Source organism: Martelella sp. FLE1502, assembly GCF_053484255.1.
The window spans coordinates 87,615-104,035 of the sequence record NZ_JBAKFQ010000003.1; the positions used below are offsets into that span (position 1 = coordinate 87,615).

The 16,421-nt window shown below is 61.8% G+C and carries 16 protein-coding genes; 8 read left to right on the top strand and 8 right to left on the bottom strand.

Going from position 1 to position 16,421, the window contains the following annotated elements:
* Positions 1 to 48: 48 nt before the first annotated feature.
* The 4 genes from V6767_RS03685 to V6767_RS03700 form a co-directional block, all read right to left on the bottom strand.
* On the bottom strand, positions 49 to 1,479 hold the full coding sequence (locus tag V6767_RS03685; RefSeq protein WP_448472194.1) for a sulfatase family protein: 1,431 nt from the start codon (positions 1,477 to 1,479) through the stop codon (positions 49 to 51).
* A gap of 10 nt (positions 1,480 to 1,489) precedes the next feature.
* Positions 1,490 to 3,265, bottom strand: coding sequence for a sulfatase-like hydrolase/transferase (locus V6767_RS03690; RefSeq protein WP_448472195.1), 1,776 nt, complete (start codon positions 3,263 to 3,265; stop codon positions 1,490 to 1,492).
* Between the two features lie 69 nt (positions 3,266 to 3,334).
* Positions 3,335 to 4,822: an ABC transporter substrate-binding protein gene (locus V6767_RS03695; RefSeq protein WP_448472196.1), complete on the bottom strand. Its 1,488-nt coding sequence runs from the start codon at positions 4,820 to 4,822 to the stop codon at positions 3,335 to 3,337.
* Between the two features lie 141 nt (positions 4,823 to 4,963).
* Entirely contained in the window at positions 4,964 to 5,896 is a 933-nt protein-coding gene (locus V6767_RS03700) for a LysR family transcriptional regulator (RefSeq protein ID WP_448472197.1), read from the bottom strand.
* Between the two features lie 391 nt (positions 5,897 to 6,287).
* On the opposite strand from V6767_RS03700, the gene V6767_RS03705 reads away from it, so the two are divergent.
* The 5 genes from V6767_RS03705 to V6767_RS03725 are packed head-to-tail and all read left to right on the top strand — an operon-like array spanning position 6,288 to position 11,624.
* Entirely contained in the window at positions 6,288 to 7,436 is a 1,149-nt protein-coding gene (locus V6767_RS03705; protein ID WP_448472198.1) for an ROK family transcriptional regulator, read from the top strand.
* Between the two features lie 21 nt (positions 7,437 to 7,457).
* A complete protein-coding gene (locus V6767_RS03710; protein WP_448472199.1) occupies positions 7,458 to 8,264 on the top strand; it encodes an ABC transporter permease in 807 nt (268 codons plus the stop codon).
* A complete protein-coding gene (locus V6767_RS03715; protein WP_448472200.1) occupies positions 8,257 to 9,039 on the top strand; it encodes an ABC transporter ATP-binding protein in 783 nt (260 codons plus the stop codon). Before V6767_RS03710 ends, V6767_RS03715 begins: the two co-directional genes overlap by 8 nt.
* Before the next feature lie 19 nt (positions 9,040 to 9,058).
* Positions 9,059 to 10,015 carry an aliphatic sulfonate ABC transporter substrate-binding protein gene (locus tag V6767_RS03720; RefSeq protein WP_448472201.1) on the top strand — a complete coding sequence of 319 codons (957 nt, stop codon included), beginning with the start codon at positions 9,059 to 9,061 and terminating at the stop codon, positions 10,013 to 10,015.
* A gap of 58 nt (positions 10,016 to 10,073) precedes the next feature.
* On the top strand, positions 10,074 to 11,624 hold the full coding sequence (locus tag V6767_RS03725; RefSeq protein WP_448472202.1) for a sulfatase family protein: 1,551 nt from the start codon (positions 10,074 to 10,076) through the stop codon (positions 11,622 to 11,624).
* 101 nt (positions 11,625 to 11,725) lie between these two features.
* Here the strand turns inward: V6767_RS03725 and V6767_RS03730 are convergent, their stop codons facing one another.
* Positions 11,726 to 11,938 carry a hypothetical protein gene (locus V6767_RS03730; protein ID WP_448472203.1) on the bottom strand — a complete coding sequence of 71 codons (213 nt, stop codon included), beginning with the start codon at positions 11,936 to 11,938 and terminating at the stop codon, positions 11,726 to 11,728.
* A 204-nt stretch (positions 11,939 to 12,142) separates the two neighbouring features.
* Complete coding sequence (locus V6767_RS03735; RefSeq protein WP_448472379.1) at positions 12,143 to 12,388, bottom strand: hypothetical protein; 246 nt, start codon at positions 12,386 to 12,388, stop codon at positions 12,143 to 12,145.
* Between V6767_RS03735 and V6767_RS03740 the strand changes: the two genes are divergently transcribed.
* From V6767_RS03740 to choX, 3 genes are read left to right on the top strand one after another with little or no spacing between them, the layout of a single operon-like run.
* Entirely contained in the window at positions 12,372 to 12,959 is a 588-nt protein-coding gene (locus tag V6767_RS03740; RefSeq protein WP_448472204.1) for a TetR/AcrR family transcriptional regulator, read from the top strand. The genes V6767_RS03735 and V6767_RS03740 overlap by 17 nt on opposite strands.
* The gene (locus V6767_RS03745; RefSeq protein WP_448472205.1) at positions 12,937 to 13,695 is read left to right on the top strand and encodes an acetoacetate decarboxylase family protein; all 759 of its coding nucleotides are present in this window, start codon (positions 12,937 to 12,939) and stop codon (positions 13,693 to 13,695) included. The genes V6767_RS03740 and V6767_RS03745 overlap by 23 nt, the downstream gene beginning before the upstream one ends.
* Positions 13,696 to 13,706: 11 nt before the next feature.
* Positions 13,707 to 14,645 (top strand): choline ABC transporter substrate-binding protein, encoded by a 939-nt coding sequence (choX, locus tag V6767_RS03750; protein ID WP_448472206.1) that lies wholly within the window; start codon positions 13,707 to 13,709, stop codon positions 14,643 to 14,645.
* Between the two features lie 382 nt (positions 14,646 to 15,027).
* Here the strand turns inward: choX and V6767_RS03755 are convergent, their stop codons facing one another.
* A complete protein-coding gene (locus tag V6767_RS03755; RefSeq protein ID WP_448472207.1) occupies positions 15,028 to 16,086 on the bottom strand; it encodes a LacI family DNA-binding transcriptional regulator in 1,059 nt (352 codons plus the stop codon).
* 51 nt (positions 16,087 to 16,137) lie between these two features.
* The gene (locus V6767_RS03760; RefSeq protein WP_448472208.1) at positions 16,138 to 16,407 is read right to left on the bottom strand and encodes a hypothetical protein; all 270 of its coding nucleotides are present in this window, start codon (positions 16,405 to 16,407) and stop codon (positions 16,138 to 16,140) included.
* Positions 16,408 to 16,421 lie beyond the last annotated feature (14 nt).

Here is a 16,421-nt window from a genome sequence, read left to right on the forward strand (position 1 = left end):
CGCCATGGGCGGAACCTTCCGCATTTGCCGGCGGGTCGCCCGCCGGGCTCATGCCCGCGCCATGTCGTCTCGGATCGCGCCGAGCAGACGATCGCGGATCTCGGGATGCGCGGCGGCAATATCGTGGCGTTCCTCCGGGTCCTCATCGAGGTCGAACAGCGCCACCGTATCGAGGCCCGCCGGATCGAACGCGGTGAACTGCATCTTGCCCGGCCGGACCGCCCGCCAGTCGCCCGCAACCAGCTTGAAACGGCCGTCGGTCACTGTCCGCCATGGGCCGAGGCCGGAGAAGACCAGCTTCTCCCCGGGCTCGTCACCGCCTTCGAGCAGGCCCCGCAGGCTGTCGCCTTCCATGCCCGCGCCGGGAGCGCCCGAGAGATCGAGGAAGGTCTTTGCCATGTCGAGGAGGGAGACCGGCGTCCGGACGACGCGGTCTTCCGCCGAAACCCCGGCGCCGGCGACAATCAGCGGAACCCGCACGGAATTCTCGTCGGGCACGGATTTCGCCCAGAGCCTGTGATCGCCGAGCATCTCGCCGTGGTCGGAGGCAAACACCACCAGTGTGTTGTCGCGCTGCCCCGTCTCATCGAGAAAGGCAAGGAACCGGCCGAGCCAGTCGTCGATCACCTCGATCATCGCCGCATAATTCTGCCGGATCATCCGGTGTCGCGGGTCGGGCGAACCGTCGACTGGTTCCGGGAAGGCGACGTCCTTCCAGCGGTCGCGCATGCGCGCGGTCACGTCGAGCGGCTCATGGGGGCCGGCGAAGTTGACGGTCAGGAACCACGGTTTTCCCGTCTCCTTCAGGCCTTCCAGTTCCTTCATCGCCTGGCGGCCGATCCAGTTGTCGCAATAGGCCTCGTCCGGAAGTGGCGACAGGTCGGGATTGGTATAGGCGTCGGGCAGCGGCAAGTCACCGGCGGCGATCTCGTTGACGGTCGCCGGAATATTGGCGCGGTCGCGGCGGCGGAAATCGGCGTCATGGGTGTCGGCGAGCCCGATTTCGGCGAGATAGGTCATATAGGGTTCGCGGGCGCCGCGCTCGCGGCCATAGATCGCGTCATGCTTTCCGGCATTGTCGATGCCGCGGGTGAAGCCGAGATCGGCGAGGCGGCTTTCGCCAGTCTCCGTCATGTGCTTTCCGTCCGCGCCCCAGTCCATGAAGCCCTTCAACAGGTCGAGCTTGCCGACCGTGGATGTTTCGTAGCCGTTGTCCGCCATGCGGCGGTAGATCGTGTCGGCGCCCGCCGGCACATTCTGGTTGTTGTGCTGCACCGGGCTACGGTCGTAGCGGCGGCCGGTCGCGATGCAGGCGCGGGCCGGCGCGCAAATTGGAGACGGCGTCCATGCCTGTTCGAAATTGACGCCGCGCTCGGCAAGCGCCTTGGCGTTGGGCGTCCGGACGGGAACCGTCGCGCGCGGCTCCACCCAGTCGGAGCGCAGTTGGTCCGGGAAAACCAGAAGAATGTTCGGTTGCATGATGAGCTTCCTATGCGGGTAGATGCCGGCCGAGCCGGCCGTCGAGAGCGTGCAGATCCTCGGGCGTGACGCCGGGCGACATGACCGCGAGCGCCCAGAGGCTGTTGCGACCGAAACGCTCGACCATCGCCGGGCCGAGCGCGAAGCCAAACGCCTCGTCGACGAGCGCCTTCAGGGCCGGATCGGCAAAGGCTTCGGCAATGGTGAGGCGGGCGGCTGGGCCGTAGCTTTTCGCCGGAGCCCGTTTCCAGTCGCGCTGGCGGCTGCGCTCGATCTGGGGCCACTGATTTTCGATCAGGAGATGCCGCGCCTCGACCGGACCCGTTTGCGGCAGGCCGAGGCGTTCATACTGCGAGGCCGGCGCGTCGTTCTCGCGCATGGCCTCGACCAGCATGGTTGCCATCCGGGTCTCGAGCGCGGGATCGTTCAACGGGGTCGTTTCGTCCGGATCGGTTTCAAGGTCGAACAGCAGCGTTCCGAAATGATAGGGGTTGCCGAAGGCGCCGCCGCGCGTGACGATGGTCTGCACCCCCTTGGTGAAGGAGAAGGGCGGAGCGACCCGGAAGTCGCTGAGCTCGCCCGGCGAAAACCGCGCCTTCATCCGCGTCGGCATCAGTGTGAATTCCTCGAGCGGCCGGTTCTGCGGGGTGCCGCAGGCGCGCATATAGACATAGCGACCGTCGGTGATGCTGGCGTGGCCGCCGAAAATGCCGAAGAGCGCGGTTTCCCGCACCAGCGCGCCTGTGCGCAGATGCTGAAGGATCGAGCGCGACTGCATGTCGGGTGTCGGCTCAAGCCCGAAGGCATCGAGAAAGGTTGCGGCGAAATCGACGGTCTGGATCAGGCTGTCGTTCCGGCTTCCCGCGCCGCCGGAGACCGGGTCCCAGACGAACAGTGGCGTATGGATGGTTTCCTCGTACCACGGCTGGACGTTCTTGCCGTACCAGTCGCGTTCGCCGATCAGCAGGCCGTGGTCGGTGCACACGATCAGGATCGTGTCCTTCCACATGTCGCCTTCGTCCATGCGGTCGAGAAGCCGGCTAAGGCTGTCGTCGCACATCCTCAAGAGCGCGCCGTAACGCGCCTGAACCTGGTCGACGGTATCTGCGTCCTCCAGCACCGGCCGGTAATCCGGCCAGTCGTAATGGGGCATGTCGTCGCGCACACCCGCAAGGCCGTGATATTCCTCCGGCGTGAAGAAGGGCTCGTGCGGGTCGAAACACTCGATCTGCAGCAGCCAGTTGTCCGCGCCTACATTGGCGTCAATGAATTCCAGTCCGGCATCAAGGGTTTTCGTCTGGAAATGGGTGTCGCGGGTGGCGGTATAGGCCCGGTTGATCCAGTCCTGCCGCCAGCCCTTGCCGCCGCGCCAGTTGAGCGATGGCGGGATCACTGGATCGGCGACATGTCCCTTCCAGGGGTCGCCCTCCTGCCCGCGAATGAACTCGAAGGAGGAGAAGCGCGGATGATAGGTCGCGCCGCCATCCTCCCAGTAGTGGACATGATCGGTCACGAGGTGGGTGTAGACGCCGTGCCTGCCCAGGATTTCATAGCTGCTGTCGTCGAACGGCTCGAGCGGACCCCAGCCGCGATGGAGGAAATTGGGCCGGCCGGTATGCATCTCCCGGCGCGCGGGCATGCAGGGCATGGAGCCCGCATAGCACCGGTCGAAGGTCACGGTCCGGCTTTCAAGCCGTCTGAAATTGGGTAGATCGAACCGGGTTCCGCCATAGGCCGGAAGATAGAGCCGGTTGAGGCTGTCGAACATCAGGACAATGGTACGCACGGTGGCAGGCTCTTGTCATGGAGGGATTAAGGGCAGACCGCCTGGTGACGGTCCGCCCGATGCCGAAACTCAGCCGCCGGAGGCGTGATTGAGAACGAGGTAGCCGGTCGTGGTGTATTCGGCGCCCTGAAGGCTGGTTGCCGAAACCGAAAGCGTCGGCGCCGTCAGGATATTGAGATTGAACGCCTCATCGAGGATATAGTCACCGAGCGCCTTGACCGCTTCGTCAGATGCCTGCTTGGTTGAGGCACTCTGCACGGCATCGCGCAGCTTCACATAGTCATCGTTCCAGAAATGCGATGGATTGCCCTCGCGCAAGGCTGGCGCGGCGCTGAGCAGCGTTGCCGGGCTCAAGCCGTCCATGCCGTGGAGCTGGATGAACACCGGGCCGAGATCGCCGGCGATCTGCTGCTGGCCGTAGGTCGCGGTGTCGAGAATATTGGCCTCGACCTTGAAGCCGACATCGGTGAGGTTGTTCTGCACGATCTCGAAGATCGCCCGCTGCGACGGCAGGGCGTGGAGCGCGACGGTGGCGGTCGCCCCTTCGGCGCCGGCCTCCTTCAGCAGTTCGCGAGCCTTTTCGGGGTTATAGGCATAGTGCTGCGCCTGTTCGTCAGACGTCGGCCAGAAGAGATCGGTCGGATTGCCAAGGCCGTCGAAGACCTGCTGGTTGATGCGGTCCCGGTCGATTGCGTAGCCGATCGCCTGGCGCACGCGTTTGTCGTCGAACGGCGCGTCGGTGACATTGACGCCGAGCGGATAGAGCGAACCTGCCGTGGGGGTGGTCTGGTACATCGGGTTGCCGGAAAGCTCGATCACGTCGCGCGGCTGCATCTGCATGGCGAGTTGGGCGCGGTTCGAGCGCAGGGCCGCGATCATCGCGGTCGGATCGGTGATGATGGCGATATCGATATCGTCAAAGGCATGAGCGTCGGGATCACGATAGCCGTCATAGGGTTCCAGGCGGATCGAGGCGCCAGGCACCCACTCGACGAATTTGTAGGGTCCGGTGCCAACGAGCTCCTTGCCGTCGGCGCGCTTGTCGTAGCTATCCTTGTCGACGATGACCGTCTGCGACAGGAACTCGAACAGGTTCGGCATCGGCTTTTCGAGTGTCAGGACGACCTCGGTGTCGCTTGGCGTCGCAATCTCGGAAATCGCGCGGGCGATGAAGTCGAACTGGGACGCGGAGGCCTTGTCGGCGGCCGTTTCCAGTGTGAATTTCACGTCGGCCGACGTGAAGGGGCGGCCCGAATGGAAGGTGACGCCGTCCTGAAGTTCGAAGGACACGGTCCTGCCGTCCCCGGAGACGGTCCAGCTCCTGGCGAGCACCGGCTGCGGGTCATCCGTGCCGGGCATGATCCGCACCAGCGGCTCGAACACCGCCTGCAGCCACGAAGTGTTGCCGGCGCGGATCGGAAGAATGTTCTTCGGCTGGGCATCGCTCGGTGTGGCGATCGTCAGCGTTTCGGCGAACGCCGCTCCGGGCACGGCCAGAGCAGCGGCAAGTGCGGCGGCGGAAACGCGTTTCCGCCATCCGTTGAATTGAAAGGTCATGGGCTCTCCTCCTTGTCATTCGCTCTGCCGTGCGGCGCTCGAATGAAGGCCGTGGGCAGCGAAATCTCCTCGTGCGGCGGAGAATGGTTCGCTCACCCATGCAGCACAAGCACAATAACCGGCGTCGGCCATTAACGATGCTTATGGCTTTTGATTTTCCAGCGGACCGAAGCGTTGCAGACAAAGCCGCCGGATGGCCTGCACGATCTCCCAGTCATCCATTTCCGATCGGTAGAAGACGGCGGCGGTGTTGCGGCGCGGGGTGAGCCCCGCGGGGACGACCGTCAGATTGGGCGTCAGGTCGCGGTTGATCACCGAATGCGGCATCACGGCCAGGAAATCGCCGAGTTCCAGCAGCCTCAGTGTCGGCATCAGCCCGTCGCAGACCACGCGGACCTCTGGTTCGACGCCGAGATGCTCATAGATCGCATGGCGCATCATGTCGCGATAGTTCGGCATCGCGCTGTAGACGACCCAGGGAAAATCGAGCAGCCGGATCGGCGCGATCGTGCCGTCCGGGCCGCGATGCCGGAAGATCGGGTGGTTCTTGCGGCCGACCACATTGGCGAGGATCCGGGCAAAGGGCATGACCGATATGCCGGGCTCCCCGCCCGGCGTGAGGTCGACGCCGGTGAAGATGAAATCGAGGCGACCCTCCTTCAGGTCCCGCAGGCTGCCGCGCGGCTCGATGCTGAGCAGTTCGAATACGACCTTGGGAAAATCCTTCTGAAGCTGGTTGACGAACTCGGGCAGGATCGCGCCGCGCCAGATCGGCCCGGCGCCGATCCTGATCGAGGTCTTGCCCTCGGCCGGATCGGTCTGCAGCAGCTTTTCGGCAAGGTGCCAGTGGCGTTCGATGCCGAGCGCCGAGGAAAGCACCCGTTCGCCGAATGGCGTTGGTTCGACCCCGCGGGAATGGCGGATGAGGATCGGCTGGCCGAAATGCTTCTCGAGCTGGGAGACCGAGCGCGATAGCGCCGGCTGGGTGACATTGAGCCGCCTAGCCGCCCGTCCGAGGCTGCCTTCCTCGATAATGGCCTTCAGCCGGAACAGATGGGTTACGTAATCAAGCATGGCCTTCGTCCCGGTCCTCAGTGCGCATGGGCAGCTTCTACTGTGTACGAAGCGTGGATTGCAAATGTTGCGATGCGTCGATGTCCGCCGGCGCGATGCCGCAGCGCTCGCCTGTTCAGCGGGATTGAGCGGGTGCGTGACTTCCCGGCCCGCCAGCAGGTCCTGCTGGCCTTCAAGCAACGGGCGGGGCTTCCGGCTCGAGGCGCAAGGCGTTTCTTCACGCCATGTGTTGCTCAATACTTCAAACGGTTCTTCCTCAAAGTATGCGATCTGGTCGGCTGAAAAGCTTCATCGCCCGGATTTAGGGGATTGCTCTCGCTTCAACGGATTCAGAGTTGACAGTCCCGCTCTCTTATTTCACTAAGTAAGGAAATTAAATACGGGAGGCACCGTGAGGAGCGGAAGCGGGGAGATACTGACAAGGTTGCGTGACCAAGGCGCGATGTCGCGGGCCGAGCTGTCGCGCGTGACCGGCATTTCGTCCGCGGGCGTCACGAAAATCATGACGCAGATGATCCGCGAAGGTTTGGTGCGCGAGTGCGATCCCTCTGGCGCGTTCAGCATCGGGCGGCCCGCGACAACCGTGGAAATCTGTCCCGCGGCTCGTCATGTTCTCGGCATTCATCTGGGAGCAGGGCGGGTCCATATCGCGCTGTCGGATGCGGCGCTCAATCTTTCCCACACGCGAAGCATCAACTACGATCTGACGGAACCCGTCGACGATTTGATCGCGCGCGTTTCGGATCTCGCCCGCAACGTTCTTCGCGACGGTGCCCTTCCTTTCAACCAAATCCTCGGTGTCGGCGTCGGCGTTCCCGGTGGCGTCGACCCGGCCCGACGCGTCAATACGCATTCCGTGCTGACGGGATGGAAAGGGATTGCCTTTGCGGAGGCGTTCGAGCAATCGCTCGGTCTTCCGGTCGTGCTGGAGCACAACGCCACAGCGATGGCGATGGCCGAGGCATGCTACGGAGCCGGCCGCGCGGCGGAAAGCATTCTCTATCTTCTGCTTGGCAAAGGCATTGGCGGCGGTTTCGTGCAGACCGGAGCCGCCGAGCGGCGCAGCGTCGTCGAGATTGGCCACATCGTCGTGGAGCCTGGCGGACGGCCCTGCCGATGCGGCGGGCGCGGCTGTCTTGAACGTTTCTTCTCGGAAGAGCCGCTGAGCGCGCTTCTCGGTCGTCCCGATCTTCGCCGGTCAGCATTGGTTGCGGCCGCCATGGAGCGGCCGGAATGGTCGCTGCTTTACGAGTATCTGCTTCAGGCCATGTCCACGACCGTCACCCTTTTCGGTCCGGAGCGGGTCGTGCTGGGCGGCGATTTCAACGGTGCGCCCGAGCGGTTCTTCGCGGATCTGCGACGGGATCTGCCGCCACGCGTGATGCCGCAGCAGCGGCTGAAGCTTGCGATCGAACGCACAAGTCTCGACGAGCCGGTCGGCGTGCAGGGCGCGGCCGGCGTCGCGCTTGAACAATTTCTTTATTCAAACGGCCCCTTGGCCGCCGCGCGGATGTCTCACCGGCAATCTGCGCGCGTTTAAGGTCGGCCACGGGAGGAACGCATGAGCGTCGCAAAAGACCTCGATATTGCCGAACCGCGACGGGACTTCGTGTTCCGCTCGCCGAAACTTCTCTGGGGAATCCTGTCCTTTGCCTGCGGCATCGGGCTGTGGTGGCTTGCCACGGCCTCCGGCGTATCCGTGCTGCCGACGCCCCTGACGGTTTTTCAGCGCATGATCGAGCTCGCCATTTCCGGCCAGCTGTGGATGGATATGTTCGCTTCCCTTCGCCGCGTGCTGATCGGCTTTCTCATCGGTTCGCTGATCGCTGTCCCCGTGGGCTTTCTCATGGGATGGTACAAGATCGCCCGGGCGATCATCGATCCGTGGATCCAGTTTTTCCGCGTCATCCCGCCGCTCGCCATCATTCCGCTGGCGATCGTCACGCTCGGCATCGACGAGAAGCCGAAGATCTTCGTGATCTTTCTCGCCGCCTTCCTGTCCTCCGTCGTGTCGACCTATCAGGGCGTGATCAGCGTGGACCGGACCTATATCAATGCCGCGCGGGTACTTGGCGCCGGCGACCGGGTAATCTTCACCCAGGTCATCATTCCCGCGTCGACGCCGTTCATTCTGGTGGGCTTTCGCATCGGTCTCGGTTCGGCCTGGGCGACCGTGGTTGCCGCGGAACTGATCGCCGCGCAATCCGGCCTTGGCTTCCGCATGCAACAGGCACAGCTCTACTACGATCTGCCGACGATCTTCGTCAGCCTAATCGCCATCGGCATTCTAGGCCTGATCATGGACCGCATTGTCGTGCGTGCCGAAGAGCGCCTGACCCACTGGCAGGAGAGAATCCATCATGACTGATCCAGATCCCAAGATCGCATTTCGCAACGTGAGCAAGTCGTTCGGCGAAGGCGACAAGTCGTTTGTGGCGCTCAGGGACCTGACGCTGGATATCGCCGATGGCGAGATCGTCACCGTGGTTGGGCCGTCGGGCTGCGGCAAGTCGACGGCGATGAACATCGTGGCGGGGCTCACAGGCGTCACCTCCGGCGAATGCCTGGTCAATGGCAAGGCGGTCAACGGCCCCGGTCCTGATCGCGGCGTCATCTTCCAGCAATATGCGCTGTTTCCCTGGCTGACCGTGATCAAGAATGTCGAGTTCGGCCTGAAGCTGCAGGGCATGGGTCGGGAACAGCGCCGCGAGCGGGCGCTGCATTACCTCGATCTCGTCGGGCTCAAGGATTTCGCCGAGGCCTATCCCAAGACGCTGTCCGGCGGCATGAAGCAGCGTTGCGCCATTGCCAGGGCCTATGCCGTCAATCCCAGCGTGTTGCTGATGGATGAACCTTTCGGCGCGCTCGATGCGCTGACGCGGGTCAAGCTGCAGGACCAGTTGCTCGACACCTGGTCCAAGGACAGGCGGACCGTCATGTTCATCACCCATGATGTCGACGAGGCCGTCTACATCGCCCACCGCGTTGTCGTTCTTGCGGCCCGCCCCGGGCGCCTGCAGGAAATCATCAATGTCGATCTGCCGTTTCCGCGCAACGAGGAAATCCGGCTGTCGCCTGAATTCACCGAGATCAGAAACAATGTCTGGCGGGCGGTCTATGACCGGTCCCAACAGGCGGCATGAGCAAAACGGAGGAAAAATCATGCTGAAGAAACTGGTACTCATGGCCGCGGTTGCCGCGGCTGCCCTGTCCGGCCCGGCCAGCGCCGAGGAACTCGACAAGATCCGGATGGGCTATATCGCCGACTATTTCGGAACGAGCGTTGCGGCCATCGCCACCGAAGAGGATCTCTGGGCCAAGCACGGCCTTGAGGCAGACCTCAAGGTCTTCACCAATGGCCCGATCCAGGTGCAGGCGCTCAATGCCGGCTCGCTCGATTTCGCCTATATCGGTCCCGGCGCGCTCTGGCTGCCGGCCAGCGGCCAGGCCAAGGTCATCGCTGTCAACGCGCTCGGTTATACCGACCGCGTGATCGCCCAGCCGGGCATCGACAGCATTGCCGATCTGAAGGGCAAGAAGGTCGGCGTGCCGGAAGGAACATCCGGCGACATGCTGCTGCGTCTGGCACTCGAAAAGGCGGGCATGACGCTCGACGATATCGACGTGATCCCGATGGATCCCTCGACCGTCGTGACGGCCTTTGCGTCGGGGCAGGTGGATGCGGCCGGTATCTGGTACCCCTTCGTCGACGTCATCAAGAAGCGCGTTCCGGACCTCAAGGAGCTGAGCTCCAACGAGGACTTCTTCCCCGATATCGCGTTCCCGTCGAGCTTCATCGTCAGCGATGCCAAGGCCGGCGATGCCGAGGTTATCAAGAAGGTGGATGCGGTTATCAAGGAAGCGATCGACTTCCGCCGCGAGAACCCGGAAAGGTCGGTTGAAATCACCGCCTCGTTCCTGAACGTGCCGGCCGAGCCGCTGCTGGCGGAATCCAAGCTCGCAAAGCTGCCGTCGAGCGAGGAACTGGAGCAGCTGACCCGCGACGGCAAGGTTGACAACTGGTTCGATACGCTTGCCGGGCTCTATGCCGATTTCGGCAAGATCGAGAACCCGCTGCCGGCATCGGAATTCTATCTGGGCAAGCTTTACGCCGAATAAGACTTACCACGGGGCGGCCAGTGCCGCCGCCCCGTGACTTCATGCATCAGGAGCCGAAATGACCCGCCCCAACATCATCTTCATCATGTCCGACGACCATGCCTCGCGGGCCATTTCGGCCTATGGCGCCGGCATCAACAACACGCCGAACCTCGACCGGCTGGCCAATGAAGGCGTACGGAGCGATGCGACCTATGTGACCAACTCGATCTGCACCCCGTCGCGCGCGGCGATCCTGACGGGAACGCATAACCATGTGAACGGCGTGACGACGCTTTCGACCCATATCGACAACCGTCTGCCCAATGTTGCCAAGGCCTTGAAGGCCGGCGGATACGCGACCGCGATCTTCGGCAAATGGCATCTCGGTGAAGGCCCGGCCCACGAGCCGACCGGTTTTGACGAGTGGGCGGTCGTGCCGGGGCAGGGCGATTACTGGGATCCGGGCTTTCATTTCGCCGATGGCTACCGGCGGGTGCCGGGCTATGCAACCGACATCATCACCGACATGTCCGTCGATTTCATCGAGCGCCACAAGGACGAGCCCTTCTTCCTGATGTGCCACCACAAGGCGCCGCACCGCAACTGGCAGTATCATCCGCGCTACAGGGATATCCACGAACCGGGCAGCATTCCGCTGCCGCCGACCTTCGAGGACACCTATGAGAACCGCGCCGCAGCGGCCGCGGCCGCGAAAATGCGCATCAAGTCCGACATGCTTTATGAGGATCTCGGCCTCGTCCAGCCGGAGGGCGGCGCCGAAATCGCCGGCGAGCTGATGGTCGAGGGCTGGCCGGCGCGCAAGATCCCCGAACTGAAGAACGGCGAGACCATCTCCGTGATCTGCGCGGAGACCGGCAAGACCTTCACCTTCGACGACCCCAAGGCCTTCGCCGAATTCAAATACCAGCGCTATATGTCGCGCTATCTGCGCACCGTCCAGGCGATCGACGACGGCGTCGGGCGGATGCTGGATAAGCTCGATGCGCTGGGCCTCGCCGAGAACACGGTGGTGATCTACACCTCCGACCAAGGCTTCTTCCTCGGCGAGCATGGCTGGTTTGACAAGCGCTTCATGTATGAGGAAAGCTACCAGATGCCGTTCCTGTGCCGCTATCCGGCGGAGATCGCGGCCGGCCGCACCTCACGCGATATCGCCTGCAATGTCGACTTCGCCCCGACCTTCCTCGACTGGGCGGGTGTGGAAGTGCCAAGCTACATGCAGGGCACCTCGATGCGCGCGATGCTGCGCGGCGAGACGCCCGAAGGCTGGGATCAACTCGCCTATCACCGCTACTGGATGCATAATGACGAGATTCACGAAGCCTGGGCGCATTACGGCGTGCGCGATCAGCGCTACAAGCTGATCTACTGGTACAACAAGGCGCTGGGCCAGGATGGCGCGCGCGAAAACGATGCGCCGCCGGAATGGGAACTGTTCGACTGCGACAACGACCCGATGGAGCTCTTCAACGTCGCAAACGACCCCGCCTATGGCGACGTCTTCAAGACGATGCTTGCCAAACTCGACGCCAGGCAGGCCGATATCGGCGACCTGCCGGAGCATGACAGCGCGGAGGTCCTGAAAAGCCTCGATAGCGCCGTCTAACGGCGAAAACCACGGCGCTGTTGCTGTTCCTATATAAAACCAGGCAGGCCTACGAGATCGCTATCAGGCTTCCGGCATCTGATCTTTATCGTGCGCGTCCATCACGAAGCGCTTTCATCGCGGCGGCGCAATAGCGGCGCCGCGATCTGCCACAGAATCAGAACTGCGACGATGGCGAATATCACCATCGCAATCCAGTTGCTGGCGATCATCGCGATAAAATTGTTGTCATAGATCAGCAGTCCGCGATTGAGGTTTTGTTCTAGCTCCGGGCCAAACACCAATCCGATGGCCCGTGGGGCGAGGGATACCATCCTGATCACCACTGATCTGCTCTTTGACGAACGGTCGGAAATCCTGGGTTCGGAGCGACTGACCAGCGTTCTGCTCAACAGCGTCAACATTCTCGAAGGGAACGGTTGCAGCTACCGTCTCACCAAAAGCCGTGCTCGAGTGGCTGGCTGAAACCCTTCAAAAAATGTGGCGAAGCAGGCCAAAGTGGCTGATTTTGGCTCCGCCTAGTGGCTGGTTTTTGCGCCGCCGTTGGCAGGTCCGTGATCCGCCTCTGCTTCACGCGCGGTGACGCCGATTTCTTTCGCGATAGTCGCCAAGAGCGGATAGGGTACGTTCTCCTCGAGCCGCCAATCAAATCTTTCCAAGAGTATTTCAGACTGACGGCAAAGCGCCATTAGAACATTGACTGTACCGTCCAGACGGTTTAGTAAAACCCACAAAAGGAAACGACCATTGGCACGAAACACCAAGAGAGAACTTCTGCAGGCCGCGGCCCGAGTGGCCACGAACAAGGGGATCCAGTCCCTGACTTTGGAGGCGGTCGCCAAGGAGGCCGGCGTCAGCAAGGGCGGACTTCTCTACCACTTCAAGTCGAAAGAGGATCTGCTCTCGGCGATGGTCGAAGCGTTCGTCGAGGTGACCGAAAACAGGCTTCCCCGGCCCGACGATCCAGATACCGCTCCGGGCGCCTGGCCGCGCGGCTTCCTCGAGGCCTGCCTCACCAAGGAAGATGCCGCTGTCGGCTCCTATAGCCGCTTGTCGGTCGCGGTGATGGCAGCCGTTGCCAATGACAAGGCGCTCCTCAAGCCGCTCAGCGACCGCCAGCCGGACTGGCGCGCCGCACTCAACAATAGCGGCATCCCGCCCGTCATCGCCCACATCGTCCGTCTTGCCGCCGACGGTCTCTGGATCAACGAGATCCTCTCGATCCCCATCCTCAGCGATGAGGAGCGGGAGGATGTGGTCGCGGAGCTTCGGCGCATGACCCATTCAAACAAGAAAAGAGAGGACAATTCTCATGAAGGACCGAACGACCGGTAGTTCCCGCAGCCTGGAGGTGAACGAAGGCGATGTCCTGCCTTCCCACCGTCAAACCTATCCCGCGATCCCCACCTTCTACCGCGGCATCGAGACCCAGTTCGTCGAGATGACAGTCGATCCTGAAGTGGCCGCCGCCCACCTTCCCAAGCCGCTTGTCGCCGATCCCAGCGGCGCCGCGATCGGTATCGCGCTGAAGATCCCAATGTCGTCATACGGGCCATTCAACGAAGCGGGCATCCATCTCAAGTGCACGCTCGACGGTGAGCCCGTCTGGTACAATTCGCACCTCTTCCTGAACAACGTGACCGCCATCTGCGCCGGCCGCGAGCGCTGGGGCGTCGCGAAGGAGTTCGCCGAGATCAGCTTTTCCGATCATGAAAACGTTCGTGTTTGTGAGGTCGTCAAGGAGGGCGCGATCCTGATGCGATTGTCCACGACCTGGGATGCTCTGGCCACTCCGGGTGAGCTTCCCGACATCACGCCGAACTTGAACCTGAAGATTATTCCGCGCGCCGACGGCCCGGGCCCTGCGATCAAGCAACTCGTCGAGTATTGCTCGGAGGAGGTTGGAGAGTCGACCCAGATGTCCGGGCTCGGTCACGTGGAATTTCGCAGCACCGCCAAAACAGACCTCGCTCCACTGAACCCCGTCGCTCTTGGGCGAGGCTTCTATCACCGCGGCGACCTCGCGGAGCTGCACGGCAAGATCCGTCTCGACTATCTCGCCAACCGATGAAGGAGTACACCATGAAGATCAAACTATTAGGTATGTCCGCAGCAGCCTTCCTGCTGCCTCAGATCGCCGCCGCGCAGGTCCCCGATGTCTGCACGAACATCACGATCGCCGACGGCGGATGGACCGACAACGCGGCCCAGAATGGGTTTGTCACGAATGTTCTGAAGGGCCTTGGCTATGAGCCAGAAATCGACTTTCTGTCGCTCGGTGTGCTTTTGGAGGGCATGCAAGCCGGTAATGTCGACGTCTTTCTTGCAAGCTGGACGCCGAACTCCGACGCAACCCTGAATCCGTACATCGAGTCCGGTGCAATCCTGAATGTCGGGTACAATCTCGTCGGAGCCCAGTACGCGCTCGCCGTTCCGCAATACACCTATGAAGCCGGCTTGCAGAACTTCGCCGACATCGAGAATTTCCACGACGAACTTGACGGAAACATTTACGGGCTGGAACCCGGCAACGATAGCAACAACGTCATCGTCCAGATGCAGGAAGAGGGCGCATTCGGTTTCGACAGGTTCAATCTGGTGGAATCAAGCGAGAGCGCGATGCTGTCCGCCGTGGAGCGTGCAGTAAGGAGAAACGAGCCCATCGTATTTGTCGGATGGTCACCGCATCCGATGAATACACGCTTCGACATGGAATATCTGGGCGGTGGAGACGATTATTTCGGTCCAAATTACGGTAGCGCGAAGGTCTGGACGGGGCTGCGCCCCGGCTATGTCGAACAATGCCCGAACGCCACCCGCTTCTTTAAGCAGTTGCGCTTCACCATAGAGGGCCTCAGCGTTGTCATGAGCGAAATTCTCGACAATGACGCCAATCCTGAAGATGCCGCACGGACTTGGCTGCAGGAGCACCCGGAAACTCTCGAAAGCTGGCTTGATGGCGTCCAAACCGTCGATGGCAAGCCCGGCCTTGAAGCCGTTCGGGCCAGCCTTGCCGAATAATCAGTATAAGAAACAAAGGGTGAGGGCGGAGAAAACTGCCCTTTTACCCATCTCTCCGCTCTGGCTTTGCGGCCTCGAACGAATACACCGGGTATCGCTCCTTGCGGTCGTTGGCTGCGGATGACAAGAAGGTCCACTGTGGGCCGTGAGTGCCGCCGCACGCAATGTAGGTCAATGTCCGCTTTGCCAATCTGGTCATTCGGAAACCGCCTGACAGTTTGTGGCCCCTGACCTGTACCCCTTTCGTCCCTCGTCCAATTCGAGAGCCTGAAGGGCTCTAGTGCGGCGCTACTTTCAAGCATGAAGCGACAAGCCCATTTTCTCAAGAGAGTATCAGACCACGCCAAGGCCGTTCCCGGTCAACAGTTAAGCTTCTCGTGTTTCATTTTCGGTCTCCGGAGCTTTTGCGGATGATGAGCTGATGCGGAATATAGTCCGGCGACGGCGTTGCCTTTCCGTCGATCAGGTCAACGAGGTATCGCACGGAAGCTTCCGCCATTTCGCGTCTGGGCAGGCGGACCGTGGTCAGGGGCGGCGAAAACAGACTGGAAAAGCTGAGGTCGTCGAAACCCGCCACTGCAATGTCTTGCGGAATTTTGACCCCGTTGGCCTGAAGCTCGGACATCAGCCCGTAGGCAGACAGGTCGTTCGCGCAGAATACGGCATCGGGATAATCGTCTCCGGCTAACAGGGCTTTGGCTGCGCGCCGCCCGTCATCCACGGAAAATCCTTCTCCGATGATCTCATCGGATAGCGGCAAACCCGCTTCCGCAAGGGCGCGTCGCCAGCCGTCGATACGTAAGCGGGAAACCAGAACTCCGGGAGAACCCGCAAGATGGGCGATCCGGCGGTAACCGCGTTTAACGAGATGGCTCACCGCGTCGAAGGCTGCTGCCTCCTCATCGATCTGAACGCCCACAATGCGCTCGTCCGGCCCCGTCGGGCTGAGCGTTCGAACCACCGGAAGCACTTCGCCAGCGGCCAGACGCTGGGAAATGCTGGTCGGGCAGTAGTCGGATGTTAGCACGATGCCGTCGATGCCGCCCGTAAAGAGCTCCTCGGCCTGCCGATCCACCCTGCCGGCGTCCACGCTGGTGTGACCGATCCGAATGTCGTAACCGCGCTCATGGGCGATTCTGTCTATCTGCATCAAAAGGTCTGAGCTGTTGAGATTGGCAATCTCCGGAATGAGGACCAGAAGAATGCCGCTTCGTTGCATCCTTAGCGAGCGTGCGTGCCGGTTAACCGAGTAACCCAGATCTCGCGCCACGTCGGCGATGCGCCTTCTCGTTTCCTTGCCGATCCGTTCATTGCCGGCGAGCGAGCGGCTGACGGTCGAAGGTGAGACACCGGCCAGTTTAGCGATGTCGGCAATCGTGGGCGAGCGGCGCGGTTGATGCTTCTGCAAGCTGTTACGCGATGTGTCGTGCTGACGGGCCAATGCTCTTCCTGTCGTGGGGCCGGAGCTGATCCGAAACCGTCCGTTTTCCCCTCAAAACAAGGGGGTATTTCCTTCTACTGCCTTATCGAATTCCCGTTGGCAACAAAAATACCTGTCGATTTTTGTGATTTTCGACTTGCGCGCAATCGATTGCGCATTTACAACAGCGCAATCGATTGCGCAAACCCTCGAAACAGGGGATTGGTGATCCGGCGACGAGGAGGTCGCCGTTTGGAAGGAGGAAATCCACAAGATTTCCATATAGGCGCGGCTTTGCGCACAAGGTTTGATTTTCTCGCCGTTTTTGTTGAGACGGCGCATGCGGAGGTGTGTCC